At 72.1% G+C, this 14685-nt stretch carries 16 protein-coding genes; 7 read left to right on the top strand and 9 right to left on the bottom strand.

The genetic code is table 11. From position 1 onward, the window contains the following. Positions 1–161: 161 nt before the first annotated feature. From ACZ63E_RS06290 to ACZ63E_RS06280, 3 genes are all read right to left on the bottom strand, one after another. Positions 162–887: a ComEA family DNA-binding protein gene (locus tag ACZ63E_RS06290; protein WP_465334803.1), complete on the bottom strand. Its 726-nt coding sequence runs from the start codon at positions 885–887 to the stop codon at positions 162–164. A gap of 144 nt (positions 888–1031) precedes the next feature. After that, positions 1032–2357: an FtsX-like permease family protein gene (locus tag ACZ63E_RS06285; RefSeq protein WP_465334801.1), complete on the bottom strand. Its 1326-nt coding sequence runs from the start codon at positions 2355–2357 to the stop codon at positions 1032–1034. A 1-nt stretch (position 2358) separates the two neighbouring features. Further along, a complete protein-coding gene (locus tag ACZ63E_RS06280; RefSeq protein WP_465334799.1) occupies positions 2359–3123 on the bottom strand; it encodes an ABC transporter ATP-binding protein in 765 nt (254 codons plus the stop codon). Positions 3124–3188: 65 nt separating this feature from the next. On the opposite strand from ACZ63E_RS06280, the gene ACZ63E_RS06275 reads away from it, so the two are divergent. Further along, positions 3189–3731, top strand: a complete 543-nt coding sequence (locus tag ACZ63E_RS06275) for a TetR/AcrR family transcriptional regulator (RefSeq protein ID WP_465314530.1) — start codon at positions 3189–3191, stop codon at positions 3729–3731. Here the strand turns inward: ACZ63E_RS06275 and ACZ63E_RS06270 are convergent. From ACZ63E_RS06270 to nadD, 5 genes are read right to left on the bottom strand one after another with little or no spacing between them, the layout of a single operon-like run. Further along, positions 3728–4582, bottom strand: coding sequence for a DegV family protein (locus ACZ63E_RS06270; RefSeq protein WP_465334797.1), 855 nt, complete (start codon positions 4580–4582; stop codon positions 3728–3730). The two genes, ACZ63E_RS06275 and ACZ63E_RS06270, sit on opposite strands and share 4 nt — an antisense overlap. A gap of 4 nt (positions 4583–4586) precedes the next feature. After that, positions 4587–5315, bottom strand: a complete 729-nt coding sequence (octT, locus tag ACZ63E_RS06265; protein WP_465314532.1) for a diglucosylglycerate octanoyltransferase — start codon at positions 5313–5315, stop codon at positions 4587–4589. 3 nt (positions 5316–5318) lie between these two features. Continuing rightward, on the bottom strand, positions 5319–5933 hold the full coding sequence (locus ACZ63E_RS06260) for a histidine phosphatase family protein (RefSeq protein WP_465314533.1): 615 nt from the start codon (positions 5931–5933) through the stop codon (positions 5319–5321). Next, positions 5930–6325 carry a ribosome silencing factor gene (gene rsfS, locus ACZ63E_RS06255; protein ID WP_465314534.1) on the bottom strand — a complete coding sequence of 132 codons (396 nt, stop codon included), beginning with the start codon at positions 6323–6325 and terminating at the stop codon, positions 5930–5932. The genes ACZ63E_RS06260 and rsfS overlap by 4 nt, the downstream gene beginning before the upstream one ends. A 59-nt stretch (positions 6326–6384) precedes the next feature. Further along, positions 6385–6954, bottom strand: a complete 570-nt coding sequence (gene nadD, locus ACZ63E_RS06250; RefSeq protein ID WP_465335502.1) for a nicotinate-nucleotide adenylyltransferase — start codon at positions 6952–6954, stop codon at positions 6385–6387. A gap of 197 nt (positions 6955–7151) precedes the next feature. Between nadD and ACZ63E_RS06245 the strand changes: the two genes are divergently transcribed. The 5 genes from ACZ63E_RS06245 (at position 7152) to ACZ63E_RS06225 (ending at position 13094) form a co-directional block, all read left to right on the top strand. After that, a complete protein-coding gene (locus ACZ63E_RS06245; RefSeq protein WP_465334795.1) occupies positions 7152–9263 on the top strand; it encodes a RecQ family ATP-dependent DNA helicase in 2112 nt (703 codons plus the stop codon). A gap of 84 nt (positions 9264–9347) precedes the next feature. Continuing rightward, a complete protein-coding gene (locus tag ACZ63E_RS06240) occupies positions 9348–10619 on the top strand; it encodes an MFS transporter (RefSeq protein WP_465334793.1) in 1272 nt (423 codons plus the stop codon). Positions 10620–10689: 70 nt separating this feature from the next. Beyond that, a complete protein-coding gene (argS, locus tag ACZ63E_RS06235; protein ID WP_465334791.1) occupies positions 10690–12411 on the top strand; it encodes an arginine--tRNA ligase in 1722 nt (573 codons plus the stop codon). 12 nt (positions 12412–12423) lie between these two features. Then, a complete protein-coding gene (locus ACZ63E_RS06230) occupies positions 12424–12813 on the top strand; it encodes a PPOX class F420-dependent oxidoreductase (protein ID WP_465314538.1) in 390 nt (129 codons plus the stop codon). Further along, entirely contained in the window at positions 12810–13094 is a 285-nt protein-coding gene (locus ACZ63E_RS06225) for a putative quinol monooxygenase (RefSeq protein WP_465334789.1), read from the top strand. Before ACZ63E_RS06230 ends, ACZ63E_RS06225 begins: the two co-directional genes overlap by 4 nt. On the opposite strand, the gene ACZ63E_RS06220 is transcribed toward ACZ63E_RS06225, so the two are convergent. After that, a complete protein-coding gene (locus tag ACZ63E_RS06220; protein WP_465334787.1) occupies positions 13064–13663 on the bottom strand; it encodes a TetR/AcrR family transcriptional regulator in 600 nt (199 codons plus the stop codon). The two genes, ACZ63E_RS06225 and ACZ63E_RS06220, sit on opposite strands and share 31 nt — an antisense overlap. Before the next feature lie 61 nt (positions 13664–13724). Between ACZ63E_RS06220 and ACZ63E_RS06215 the strand changes: the two genes are divergently transcribed. Continuing rightward, positions 13725–14438 (top strand): SDR family oxidoreductase, encoded by a 714-nt coding sequence (locus ACZ63E_RS06215; RefSeq protein WP_465334785.1) that lies wholly within the window; start codon positions 13725–13727, stop codon positions 14436–14438. Positions 14439–14685: the final 247 nt, after the last annotated feature.

The following is a 14685-nucleotide window of genomic DNA, read 5'->3' as shown; positions in this document are numbered from 1 at the left end:
GCTGCAGGAGACCATCCGGCCGGCTGGCACAAGCCGGAGCACCAACGCCGCCCAAACGGACTGCAAGTGTGGAACGGCAGTCATCCGGGCGGCGACCGATGACCACCAGCCACCAAGCGATCGTGCCGATGCCGCGGGGACAAGCCGGGCGGGGACGGCGGTCATCCGACCGTCACCTGCTCCCGCAACTTGGCGAACTTGCTTTCGCCGATGCCATCGACGTCACGCAACTGCTCCACCTTCGTGAAGCCGCCGTGGTCGGTGCGCCATTGGACTATGCGCTTGGCCATCACCTCGCCGACGCCGGGCAGGGTGTCGAGCTGGTCCGCCGTCGCCGCGTTGAGGTCGACCTTCGCGCCAGCCGGGTCGTCGGGGGCCGCCAAGGGTGCCGCGGGAGCCGGGATCCCGACGGCCAGCTGTTCGCCGTCGGTCACCCGGCGGGCGAGGTTCAGCGCGTGGAGGTCCGCTCCCGGGTCGGCGCCGCCCGCTGCTCGGAGGACGTCCGCGACCCGGGATCCCTGGGGCACCGTGACCAACCCCGGTGAGCGGACGCGGCCGATCACGCTGACCACGAGGCCGGCCTGGGGTGCGGCCCGGGCCGGCGCCTCGGCCGCCGGTTTTGCCGACGGCAGTGCGGGCGCCGGCTCGGGTGCCGGGCGGCCGCCGAGGAGGGCCACCGAGCCGAGGATGATCAGCACGACCGCCGCGAGGACGCCGGCGAACGCCCACCGGCGGCGGCCGGCGCCGGTGGGGCCGCCCGGCAGCCAGCGCCGGACCAGCCGGCCGCCCGGCCCGACCGTGCTCGCGTCGGGCGTGAGCTGGTCGGCCAGCCAGGCGAGCCGGTCGTTGAGGGGTGGGCCCGGATCCCGGGCGGGCTGCTCGAACACACGATCGACGTTAGGGCCCGCGGGGAGGCGTCCGACAGGGGTGCCGCCGCGTTCTGTGGACAACCGGGGTGTTGTGGATGGATCAGCTCCGCCCGGCCCGGGACCGGCCGTTTCCGTCGTACCCGGATGGCATGCTGGAAGGTTTCACCCCGCTGCCGGCACGGTGGCCCGCCGGATGACGCGGCCCCCGGCCACCGACGTCACCGCCAGCGCCACCACCGCCCCGAAGACCGCGCTGAGCAGGAACGGCCCGGCATCAAGAGCCAGGCCGCCCGTCTTGACGACGGCGAACGGCACCACGCAGACCATCGCGCCGGCGGAGGCGGCCACGATCGCCGTCACCGCCGCGGCCGTCGTTTCGCGCAGCAGCATGCCTTTCGCCTGCCGGCCGGTCGAACCGAGCAGCGCCAGGACGGCGAACTCGTCGTGACGGCGGCCGATCGCCGCGACCAGGTTGTTCGTCAGCGCGATGGCCATGAACAGCCCGATGAGGACGACCACGAGGTAGTTGATCGACGCCAGGACGCGCGCCGTGCTGTCCGCCGCGACGTGCCGGTTCTCGATCCCCTGCATGGCCAGCGTGCCCGCCGAAACGCCGACGAGCAGGGTCAGGAACGTGACCACCGGCCGCATCCGGTCCGGCGCCGCGGCCAGGTTGACCGCGGCCAGGTAGGCGCCCGCGCCCCGGGACCGCGGCCGGAAAAGGCGCAGGACGGCGTTGGCGACCGCGATCAGCTCCGGCGCGAGCACCGCGAGCCCGATCGCCGTCAGCACCGTGGCGGGGCCGGTCATCGCCGTCGTCGCGATGCTGTCGGCCGGCAGCCCCAGGACCGCCGACGCCGACCCGATCCCGGCGACGAGCAGGACGATCGCCGTCACCCGCCGGCCGTTGCCGGCCCGGCGAGAAGGCAACGGCTCAGCCACCGCGACCGGGCTACGCCGCGCGGGCTTCCGGCTGCCGATCCAAGCGGCCAGGACACCCGCGCCCAGCACCACGACCACACCCGCGACCGGCAGGGCGATCCCGGGCGCGTAGACCGTCGCCGGGTCCGTCAGCCCGGTCGCGCGGACGCCCCGCAGGAGCAGCCATCCGAGGACGTACCCGGCTCCGAGCCCCGGGAAAGCGGCGACAGCCGAGATCGCGAGCGTTTCGGCCGAAACCAGGACCCGCATCTGCCGCGGGGTGGCCCCGATGAGCCGGAGGCCGCCGACTTCGGCGGCCCGGGCCGCCAGCGTGACGCCGATGGTGGAGACCATCGCGAACACGACGATCGCCACCACCCAGCCGCCCATGATCAGCGGGAACTCGACGAGGAACGCCCGGTCCGCCGCGGCGGTGCCGGTGGCCAGGCCGGTGCCGAGCAACGCGGTCATCGCGACGACCAGGGCCATGCCGACGACGGCGACGAGCCCGGTGGCCAGCGCCGCGCCGCGGTGGTGGCGCGCCAGCCGGAGAGCCAGGGAACCCATGTCAGCGCACCCCCGCCGCGTTCGCCGCCCGCTCGGCCGACTCGACCAGCGTTGCCATCCGGTGGGCGACGGCCGCCGCGTTCGGCCGGTCCAGCCGGTCGACGACCAGGCCGTCGGCGAGGAACAGCACGGTGTCCGAAAAGGACGCGGCGACCGGGTCGTGGGTGACCATGATGATCGTCTGGCCGCGGTCGGCGAGCCGCCGCAGCAGCCCGAGCACCTCCCGCGCGCTGCGGATGTCCAGCGCCCCGGTCGGTTCGTCCGCGAACACGACCTCGGGGTCGGTCACGAGCGCGCGGGCGACGGCGACACGCTGCTGCTGGCCGCCGGAGAGCTGGCCGGGCCGGTGCTGTGCGCGGTTCCCGAGGCCGACGTGGGTCAGCAGGTCCGCGGTGCGCCGCGGTTCGGGCCGGCGCCCGTCCAGCCGCAGCGGCAGCTCGACGTTCTCGGCCGCGGTCAGCGCCGGCAGCAGGTTGAACGACTGGAACACGAACCCGACGCGGCGGCGCCGGATCTCGGCGAGCCGCGTCTCACCCAGCCGGGACAGGTCGTGGCCGTCCAGTTCGGCGGTCCCGCCGGTCGGGGTGCGCAGGCCGGCCGCGCAGTGCAGCAGTGTGGTCTTGCCGGAGCCGGACGGCCCCATGATCGCGACGAACGAGCCGCGCGCGACGTCCAGGTCGATCCCGCGCAGCGCGTCAACCGGCCCTCCTTCGCCCTCGAACCGGCAGCGCAGCTGCCGCGTGCGGACCGCGGGTGCTGTGGTCATGACGTCCCCTTCGCCTGTGATGGTCGTTCGTTTAAAACGAACGTTTACATGCTACGGTAGCACGCGTGGGACACCGGGAAAATCTGCTGACCGCGGCACGCGAGTGCCTCCTGAAGACCGGCTACGCGCGCACGACGGTGCGCGACCTGGTCGCCGCGTCGGGCGCCAACCAGGCGTCGATCAACTACCACTTCGGGTCGAAGGACCAGCTGCTCACGCGGGCGCTGATCGAGCTGAACACCGAGTGGGGCGAGCTGTTGTTCTCCGCGCTGGGCGCCCCCGACGAGCCGGTCGGGCCCGAGGAGCGCTGGCGCCGGATCATCGCGTCGATCGAGGCGAACCGGGAGCTGTGGTTCGTCAACTTCGAGAGCGTCAGCTACCTGCAACACGACGAGCAGATCCGGGAGATCAACGCCCAGGGCCAGCAGCTGGCCCGCACGACGCTGGCTCACGCGTTCGGCGGCCTGCCCGCCGACGCCGACCCCGACGACCTCCGGGTCGTCGGCTCCCATTACTACTCACTGCTGGTCGGGGTGGCCGCGCAGTGGCTGACCGACCCCGGGAACGCCCCCAGCGCGGCCGAAGTCACGCGGGCCGACCGGCGTTAACGAGACGGGACCGTCCGCTGGACGACCACGCCCAGCACCCCGGGGCCGGTGTGCGCCCCGATCACCGCCCCCAGCTCGGAGACCACGCAGCCCGCCGAGCGCGGCACCGCCTCCTCCAGCCGGTTCGCCAGCGCGACCGCCCGCTCCGGCGACGCGAGGTGGTGGACGGCCAGCTCGACGTCGTCGTCCTGGGCGGCGGCCGCGGCCAGCTCGACCAGCCGCGCGAGCGCCCGGTTCATGGTCCGGACCTTCTCCAGCGGCAGGATCCGGCCGTCGGACATGTGCAGCACCGGCTTCACCGCCAGCGCCGTGCCGAGCAGCGCCGCCGCCGGCCCGATCCGGCCGCCGCGGCGCAGGTGGTCCAGGGTTTCCACGACGAACAACGTCGACGAGCAGCCGGCCGCCGTGACCGCGGCGGCTTCGACCTCGGCCGCGTCCTTCCCGGCGCCCGCGGCGTCGGCGGCGTGCAGGGCGGCGAACCCGAGGCCCATCGCGGTCGTGCGCGAGTCGACCACGCGCACCCGGTCCGGCCCGACTTCCTGCGCGGCCAGCACGGCCGCCTCCCAGGTGCCCGAGAGCTCGCGCGAAAGGTGCACCGAGACGATCGAGTCGGCGCCGTCGGCGAAGGCGGCCCGGTACTCCTTCACGAACTCCGTCGGCGTCGGCCGGGACGTCGTGACGATCTTGCGCTGCTTCATCGCTTCGGCGACCGCCGCGGGACCGGTCTCGATGCCGTCGAGCGAAACCACGCCGTCGACCAGGACGTGCAGCGGCACCACCCGGACCGCGTGCCGTTCGGCGAAGCCCTCCGGCAGGTGGGCGGTGGAATCCGTGACTACGGCGACCGACACGCCGTCAGCCTACGTGGCCGGGGGCCGGCACCGGGGCCATCAACACGGACATCGCGTCGCCCACCGCCGCGTGTCCTTGCCAGCCCCAGTGCATGCCGTCCGGGTTGCCTTCGCCGCTGAGCACGTGCTCCCCCACGACGGCTTCGAGGTCCAGCAAAGGGATTCCGGCTCGCGCGCCCCACGCGGCCAGCGCGGCGGCCGCGGCGGGCCGCGCGGTGTGCACCCCGCCGTAGGCCGCGGCCCGGTGCACCGACGGCAGCATGCCGAAGATCGGCAGCTCGGGCCGCAGGACGCGCAGCGCACCCACGGCCGTGTCGAGGTACTGCACGGTGAGCTTGGCCGGCAGCACGGTCGGCCGGCCGCGGAACGCGACCGACAGCTTCGGCTGCGCGGCGAGATACGCCTTGCGCACGACGCGCCGGACCGGGTCCGGCCGCAGGTACTTCAGCCCCGTGCGCAGGTAGGTCGGCAACGGCGACGGCAGCGTGTCCATGCTTCCGACGGCCAGCACGACGGCGTCGACGTGGTGCAGGTCGGCCCAGACGCGCGGGTCGCCGGTCAGCGACCACCACGCGTCGCGGGCGGTCCAGCCGATCCCGGCGACCAGGTCGGCGGTGCCGCCCAGCGCCGCGGCGGCCACGTTGGGCCACAGCCGCGGTTCGTCGGCGGCGCAGGGTCCTTCAGGACCGTGAAAGCTCAGCGAATCGCCGAACACGAGCAGGCGCGGCCCCATCGGCTAGCCGTGCATCCCCGCGTTGTAGGCGTGCAGCCGCCACTTGCCGTCACGCAGGCCGAGCTCGACCCAGTGGCAGTTCGAGATCCCGCCCAGCGACGGCCAGATCTCCACCGGCAGGTTCACCAGCCGCGCGGTGAGCGCGGTGATCAGGCCGCCGTGGGCGGCCAGCAGCACGGTGTCGCCGGCGTCGGAGTTGGCCTGCTGCAGGTCGGCGACCACTTCGCCCGCGCGGTCGGCGACGTCGAGGCGGTTCTCCCCGCCCGGCGGCGCCCAGGTCGCGTCCTTGCGCCAGCGGTCGCGCTCGCCGGGGTAGGCCTCGTCGACCTCCGCGCCGGTCATGCCCTGCCACTCGCCGAGGTGCGTCTCGCGCAGCCGCTTGTCGATGCGCAGCGGGACGCCGATCGCGTCGGTGAGCACGGTGGCCGTGTCGGTGGCGCGACGCAGGTCGGAGGCGATCACCAGGTCCGGCGCGAACCGGGCCAGCGCGGGCGCGGCGAACCGGGCCTGGTTCCAGCCGCGCGGCGTCAGCGCCGAGTCGAGGTGACCCTGCATCCGCCCGGCGGCGTTGTAGTCCGTCTCGCCGTGGCGCCAGAGCACGAGCCGCCGCGGGCTCACGGGACGTCCGGGTCCTCGTCGGCGGCCGGCTCCTCGAGCCCCGCCACCTCGATCCTCGGGCAGTCCTTCCACAGCCGCTCGAGGCCGTAGAACGTGCGCTCCTCGACGTGCTGGACGTGCACGACGACGTCGACGTAGTCGAGCAGGACCCAGCGGCCCTCGCGGGCGCCTTCGCGGCGGACCGGCTTGTGCCCGCTCTCCCGCAGCTTCTCCTCGACGTTGTCGACGATCGCGCCGACCAGGCGCTCGTTGGACGCGGAGGCGATGACGAAGGCGTCGGTGATGACGAGCTGCTCGGACACGTCCAGCACGACGACGTCGCTGGCCTTCTTGTCCGCCGCCGCGTGTGCGGCCGCTACGGCCAGCTCTCGTGCCTCGGACGTGGCTGCCACGGTGCTCCTTCACAGATCGGGTTCGCCCGAGAAGGGTACCCGCACCGACCAGCGGCCTTTCAGTCGCTCTTCCGATAGAGATCCTTCTTGGTGATGTAGCGGACGACGCCGTCGGGGACGAGGTACCAGACCGGCTCCCCGCGTTCGACGCGGTCGCGGCAGCCGGTCGACGAGATCGCCATCGCGGTCACCTCGACCAGGCTCACCTTGCCGCTGGGCAGGTGGTGCGAGTTGAGCCGGTAGCCGGGCCGCGTGACGCCGATGAAGTGCGCGAAGTCGAACAGCTCGTCGGCCTTGTGCCAGGTCAGGATCTGCTCGAGCGCGTCGGCGCCGGTGATGAAGTACAGCTGGTCTTCGGGGTACTCGGCGTGGAGGTCGCGCAGGGTGTCGACGGTGTAGGTCTGGCCCGCGCGGTCGATGTCGACGCGGCTGACCGAGAAGACCGGGTTGGACGCGGTCGCGATGACCGTCATCAGGTAGCGGTCCTCGGCCTTGGTCACCTGGCGGTCGGTCTTCTGCCACGGCTGCCCGGTGGGGACGAAGATCACCTCGTCGAGCCCGAACCGGGACTGGACCTCGCTCGCTGCGACGAGGTGGCCGTGGTGCACGGGGTCGAACGTGCCGCCCATGACCCCGATCCGCCGTGGTGACATGAGTGAGGAGCCTATACATCGGCGGGCGCCGACGTCCTGTGCTGCCGCACACCTCGCCCGACCGGGCAATCGTTGTGATTCAGGTCACATTACGGCCGGTATTCGACACGAACGGTCCGTTCGCGACGCCGCCGATTCCCGGTCTGTCGGTGCCATGGGGTAGACGTGGGGACGTGGACACCACCGGCACCACCCCAGCCCTCCGCGACCGCGCCGAAACGCTCCTGCGAGCACTGGCCGGCGATTCGGCGAAGCTGCGCGAAGACCAATGGACGGCCATCGAGGCCTTGGTCGCGCAGCGGCGCCGCGCGTTGGTCGTGCAGCGCACCGGCTGGGGCAAGTCGGCGGTGTACTTCCTGGCGACGGCCTTGCTGCGCGAACAGGGCAGCGGGCCGACGGTGATCGTCTCGCCGCTGCTCGCGCTGATGCGCAACCAGATCTCGGCCGCGGCGAAGGCCGGGATCCACGCGGCGACGATGAACTCCGCCAACGCCCAGGAGTGGGAGCAGGTCCAGGCGGCGGTCGCGGCCGGCGAGGTCGACGTGCTGCTGGTCAGCCCCGAACGGCTGAACAACCCGGACTTCCGCGACAACGTGCTGCCGAAGCTGACCGCGAGCACCGGGCTGCTGGTGGTCGACGAGGCGCACTGCATCTCCGACTGGGGGCACGACTTCCGGCCGGACTACCGGCGCCTGCGGACGCTCCTGGGCGACCTGCCCGACGGCGTGCCGGTGCTGGCGACCACGGCGACCGCGAACGACCGCGTGGTCACCGACGTCGCCGAGCAGCTGGGCCTCGGCACCGGCGGTGACACGCTCGTCCTGCGCGGCACGCTCGACCGGGAAAGCCTGCGGCTGGCGGTGTGCCGGCTGCCGACGTCGCAGGCGCGGCTGGCCTGGCTCGCCGAGCACCTGGCCGAGCTGCCCGGGTCCGGGATCATCTACACCCTCACCGTCGCGGCGGCGCACGACGTCGCGTCGCTGCTGAAGGACCGCGGGTACCCGGTGGCGGCCTACACCGGGAAGACCGACCCGGCCGACCGGCAGGCGGCGGAGGACGACCTGCTCGGCAACCGGGTCAAGGCGCTGGTCGCGACGTCCGCGCTGGGCATGGGGTTCGACAAACCGGACCTCGGGTTCGTCGTGCACCTCGGGGCGCCGTCGTCGCCGATCGCGTACTACCAGCAGGTCGGGCGCGCCGGGCGTGGTGTCGAGCGCGCCGAGGTCGTGCTGCTGCCCGGCGAGGAGGACAAGGCGATCTGGGCGTACTTCGGGTCGCTCGCCTTCCCGGACGAGCTGCGCGTGACCCAGGTGCTGAACACGCTCTCCTACGCCGACCGTCCACTGTCGACGGCCGCGCTCGAGCCGTCGGTGGAGCTTTCCCGCTCGCGCCTGGAAATGGTGCTCAAGGTCCTGGACGTCGACGGCGCGGTGCGGCGCGTCAAGGGCGGCTGGACGAGCACGGGTGAGGACTGGCAGTACGACCGCGGGCGCTACAAGCGGGTCGCGGAGGCGCGCGACCGCGAGCAGGACGCGATGCTCGGGTACCTGGCGACCGACGGCTGCCGGATGGAGTACCTGCGCCGCCAGCTCGACGACCCCGAGGCGGCGCCGTGCGGGCGGTGCGACAACTGCACCGGCCAGCACTGGGACACGACAGTGGCGGACGACGTCGCCGAGGCGACCCGGGAACGGCTGCAGCGTCCCGGCGTCGAGGTCGCGCCGCGGAAGCAGTGGCCCACCGGGATGTCCTCTTTGGACGTTCCGGTGTCCGGCCGGATCTCGGCCGACGACCAGGCCGAGCCGGGCCAGGTGCTCGGGCGGCTGACCGACGTCGGCTGGGGCAACCGGCTGCGGGAGCTCGTGGGGCCGCAGGCGAAGGACACCGAGGTGCCGGACTCGGTGTTCAAGGCCTGCGTCCAGGTGCTCGCCGGGTGGCAGTGGTCGGAGCGGCCGGTCGCGGTGGTGGCGGTGCCGTCGGAAACGCGGCCGCAGCTCGTCTACAGCCTCGCGACGCGGCTGGCCGAGATCGGCAAGCTGGAGTTCCTCGGCGCGCTCGACGCCGAGGGGCCGCCGCCGCGGCAGGCGAACAGCGCGCAGCGGCTGGCCGACCTGTGGCGGCGGATGAGCATGCCGGCCGACCTCGCCGGGGTCCTGGCGGGCGGGCCGGTCCTGCTGGTGGACGACGTCATCGACACGGGCTGGACGATGACGCTGGCCGCGCGCCTGCTGCGGAAGGCCGGGGCGCCGGCGGTCCTGCCGTTCGCGCTGGCGAGCACCGCTTGAGAGGAGAACGGACAGTCAGGATCTTTCGCACCGCGAACGAATGTGGCAAAGTCCCGTCCACCTTCGGGGGACGTGGAGGCTGCCATGACCGTGCAGGTCCAGCACCGGCTGCCGGTGCGCAAGCTGTTCGCGGCGAGCGCGGGCAACGCGCTGGAGTGGTTCGACTGGACGATCTACGCGACGTTCAGCATCTACTTCGCCGGCGCGTTCTTCCCGGCCGGGAACGACACGCTCGCGTTGATCAACACGTTCGCCACCTACGCGCTCGCGTTCTTCTTCCGCCCGCTCGGCGGAGTGCTGCTTGGGCGCTTCGCGGACACGCGCGGCCGCAAGCCCGCCATGATCCTCACCATCCTGCTGATGGCCGGCGGGTCGGTGGCGATCGGGCTGCTGCCGACGTTCGCGCAGGTCGGCTGGCTCGCGCCGATCCTGCTGCTGCTCGCCCGGATCGCGCAGGGGCTGTCGCTCGGCGGTGAGGTGTCGAACGCGTCGGCCTACCTGGGTGAGATCGCGCCGCCGGCGCGTCGCGGGCGGTACTCGGCGTTCTTCTACATCTCGACCGGTTCGGCCGTGCTCATCGCGACCGTGCTCGGGTTCGTGCTGGCCCGGACGCTCGACAAGGCGCAGCTGGCGTCGTGGGGCTGGCGGCTGCCGTTCCTGCTCGGCGGGGTGTTCGGCCTGGTCGGGCTGTGGCTGCGGCGAAGCCTCGCCGAGACCGAGCTGTTCGAGCAGACGAAGACCAAGGCCCAGAAGCTCGAACGGCCGTTGCTGACCACGCTGACGCACCACCCGAAGGCCGTCGGCCGGCTCGTCGGCTTCTCGATGCTCTCGACGCTGTGCTACTACACGTTCTTCAGCGCGCTGACGTCCTTCGCGGTGAAGAACCGGCACGCCGACGCGGACGTCGTCTTCCTCGCCCTCTCGGTCGCCACGGCGTTGTTCATCGTGCTGCAGTACCCGATGGGGGCGCTGGCGGACCGGGTCGGGCGCAAGCCGCAGCTGCTCGTCTGGTCCGGGGCGACCGCGGTGGTGATCGTGCCACTGTCCACTTTGATCGGACCGTCGGCCGGCGGGCTGCTCGTGGTGTTCTGCGTCGGGCTCGGGCTGTACACGGCGATGACGTCGATCGCGCCGGCGATCATGAGCGAGCTGTTCCCCACCGAGCTGCGCGGGCTGGGGATCGGCGCCTGGTACAACCTGACTGTCGCGGTCTTCGGCGGCACCGCCCCGCTGCTGATCACGGTGTTCGGCGCCGTCTCGCTCACGCTCTACTTCTGGTACGTCGCCGCCGGCGCCGCGATCGCGTTCGCCGTGATCCTCACGCTGCCGGAGACCAAGGGCGCGGAGCTGCGGTAAACCCCGTCGTCACCGGAGGGTCGCGCTCGCTACGCTGCGGGCTCCGTGACCGATCCGAAGGAGGGACACCGTGCAGCACGCCGACGTTACCGAGGAGCTGGCGCGCCGCGTGGTCGCCGCCGCGGGCCGGGCACTGGACGTCGAGCTGACGCCGGAGCAGGCGCTGATCCAGGCGTCGCCGCGTGACGGCGTCGACTACCAGGGCAACCTCGCGATGAGCCTGGGCAAACGGCTCGGCCGGCCGCCGCGCGAAGTCGCGACGCTGATCGCGGAGGCGCTGGAGCTGGACGGACTCGCCGACCCGCCCGAAGTGGCCGGGCCCGGTTTCCTCAACTTCGTGCTGCGCACGGACTGGCTGGAAACGCGCGTCGCCGCGATGCTCGGCGATCCGCGGCTCGGGGTGCCGGAGGCGGCCGAACCGCGGACGATCGCGCTCGACTACAGCAGCCCGAACGTCGCGAAGGAAATGCACGTCGGGCACCTGCGCTCGTCGGTGATCGGCGACGCGCTCGCCCGCCTGCTGCGCTTCGCCGGGCACGAAGTGCTGGCGCACAACCACCTCGGCGACTGGGGCACGCCGTTCGGCATGCTCATCGAGCACCTCCTCGACGTCTCCGCCGGGCATCGCGCGATCGCCGATCTCGACGCCTTCTACCGCGAAGCCCGCGGGAAGTTCGACAGCGACAAAGCGTTCGCGACCCGCGCGCGCAACCGCGTCGTGCTGCTGCAGAGCGGCGACGAAGAGACGCTCGCCGTCTGGCGGGAGCTGGTCGAGGAGTCGAAGCGGCACTTCAACGAGGTCTACGCGCTGCTCGGGATCTCGTTGACGGACAAGGACATCTACGGCGAGAGCTTCTACAACCCGTTGCTCGCCGCGGTGGTCGACGACCTCGAAGCGGCCGGGCTGACCGAGATCAGCGACGGCGCGGTCTGCGTGTTCCCCGAAGGGTTCCGCAACCGCGAAGGTGACCGGCTGCCGCTGATCGTCCGCAAACGGGACGGCGGTTACGGGTATGCCGCCACCGACCTCGCGACCGTCCGGTACTGGACGTCCGAACGCGGCGCCACCGACCTGCTCTACGTCGTCGGGACGCCGCAGGCCCAGCACTTCGCGATGCTGTTCGCGACCTGCCGGGAAGCGGGCTGGTTGACCGGGCACGCCGAGCACATCGGGTTCGGCACGGTGCTCGGCGCGGACGGCAAGACCATGCGCACCCGCGCCGGCGACACGATCAAGCTGGCCGACCTGCTCACCGAAGCCGTGACGCAGGCCGCCGCGGTCGTCGCCGAACGCAGTGAGCTCGACGCGGCGGGCCAGGCCGAGGTCGCGCGGGCCGTGGGCATCGGCGCGGTCAAGTACGCGGACCTGTCCGGGGACCGCGAACGCGACTACGTCTTCGCTTGGGACCGCATGCTCGCGAAGGAGGGCAACACCTCGGTGTACCTCCAGTACGCACACGCGCGGACGCAGTCGATCCTCCGGAAGGCGGGCGGCCTGCCCGACGGCACGCAGGTGCTGCTGGAAGCACCGGCGGAGCGCGCTCTGGCGCTGAAGCTGCTTCGGTTCGGCGAAGCGCTGAAGAGCGCGACGAGCAGCTACGCGCCGCACAAGCTCTGTACATACCTTTACGAGACGGCGGTCGCTTTTTCCCGGTTCTTCGAGGAATGTCCGGTCCTGAAGGCGTCCACCCCGGAGTTGCGCGCGTCCCGGCTGCGGTTGACTACGCTGACGTCGCACACGCTCGCGCTCGGGCTCTCCCTGCTCGGCATCGCGGCGCCCGACCAGCTCTAGCGGGAGACCACTGTGGAACTGCCCGGCGACCTGCTCGCGCTGCTGCGCGAGCCCAGCCTCTGCTTCCTCTCGACGTTGATGCCGGACGGCTCGCCGCAGCTCACCCAGACCTGGGTGGACACCGACGGCACGCACCTGCTCGTCAACACCGTCCTCGGTCACCAGAAGCAGCGCAACATCGAGCGTGACCCGCGGGTGGCGCTGAACGTCGCCGACCGCGAGCGGCCGTCGCGCTACTTCGCGATCCGCGGCCGGGTGCTGGAGATGACCGAAGAGGGCGCCGTCGAGCACATCGAGAAGCTGGCGCAGCGTTACCTCGGCGGGCCGTACCCGTGGTGGGGCGGGCGCGACCAGACGCGGCTGCTGCTGACGATCAAGCCCGACCGGATCAACCCGTCATGATCATCGTGTCCGGCTGGCTCGCCGTCGCTCCCGAGAGCCGTGACGCCTATCTCGAGGACTGCGCCGAAGCCGTCCGGCTGGCCCGGGAAGCGCCGGGTTGCCTGGAGTACTCGCTGGGCGCCGACCTGCTCGATCCCGGCCGGATCACCGTCTACGAGCGCTGGGAGTCCGATGAGGACCTCGAGCGCTTCCGCGGCTCCGGGCCTTCGGACGAGCAGGCGGTCCAGATTCTCGACGCGTCGGTGGCGCACTACCGGATCTCGGCCGTCGAAGCGCCGTGATCGGCCAGTAGCGCCACCAGTTCGCCGGCCAGGCCGCGGCCGATCGGCTCCCGCGTCGCGAGGAGCCGGTACCAGAGCGTGCCGAACACGACGTCGATCACCGTGCGGGCGCTGACTCCCGCCGGCAGCTCGCCGCGCTCGCGGGCGCGGTCGACGATGGTGCCGAGCGCCTCGCGGCGCCGGTTGAGGAAGTCTTCGCGGAACCGGCCGCCGAACTCCGGGTCGAGCTGCGCCTGCGCCATCAGTGCGCGCAGGGTGTCCGCGACCTGGGCTTTCCCGCCCAGCTCGAACGTGCTGTCCAGGAAGCCGGCGAGGTCGGCGCGGAACGACCCCTCGTCGGGGATCGGCACGAAGAGGTCCGCTTTTGTCGCGAGCGCGTCGAGGAGGACGTCGGCCTTCGACGGCCACCAGCGGTAGATCGTCTGCTTGCCGACGCCGGAGCGCGCGGCGATGCCCTCGACGGTGAGCGTGCCGTAGCCCGCCTCCGCGACCAGGTCGAGCGTGGCGGTGAGGATCGCCAGCCGGCTCTGTTCGCTGCGCTTGCGGCCGGGACGGGACTGGTCGGTCATGGGATCCGATGGTAGCGTCGATTTCGAAACGAGACGTACCGGTTCGAAATGAGGAACGAGCATGAGCATCGCACTTGTCGCCGGCGGCACTTCGGGCATCGGCCTGGCGACCGCGCGGCGGCTGAGCGAGCGGGGTTACGACGTCCACGTCACCGGGCGCGGCAAGGAGCGCCTCGACGACGTCGCGGTCGGCGACCCGTCTTTGACGGGGCACCAGGCCGACGGCGGGGACGCGGCGGCGATGGCCGCGCTGGCCGCGTCACTCGGGACGGTGGACGTGCTGGTGGTGAGCCTGTCCGGCGCCGAAGGGATGGGCCCGATCGCGTCGCTGGACCTGGCGATGCTGCGGCGGGCGTTCGACGCGAAGTTCTGGGCGCACCTGACCACGATCCAGGCAGTGCTGCCGCACCTGGCCGCGGACGGGTCGATCACGCTGCTCGGCGCGATCAGCGCGCACGCGGCAATGCCGGGGACGGCGGGCATCGGCGCGCTCAACGCGGCGGTGGAGGCGCTGGTCAAGCCCTTGGCGGTCGAGCTCGCGCCGCGGCGGGTGAACGCGGTTTCGCCGGGGGTGGTGGACACGGCGTGGTGGAGCGGCTTCCCGGCGGAGGTGCGCGAAGGGTTCTTCGCGCAGACGGCGGCTTCGATCCCGTCCCGCCGCGTGGCCACGGCGGACGACGTGGCCGAGGTGGTGACGGTGGCGGCAACGAACCGCAACCTGAGCGGAACGATCCTGGAGGCCGACGGCGGTGCCCGCCTGGTCTCGGTGGGCTAGCGGGCATCACGCATGACCGAAGGGGAATCTCGCGTGATCCGGCGGGCATCTCACGTGATTAGAGGGGCATCACGCGTGATTAGAGGGTCGACACACGTGTTTGGAGGGTCGACACGCGTGATTGGGGGGTCGACACGGCGATGGCCGCTAGACCACGCGTGATGCCTGCCCGATCACGCGAGATGCCCGCCTGATCACGGGTGATTCCCCTCGGATCACGGGTGATGCCCGCTGGATCACGGGTGGT

This window comes from Amycolatopsis sp. NPDC104819 (genome assembly GCF_055583145.1).
This window is presented reverse-complemented; position numbering and strand designations above follow the sequence as displayed.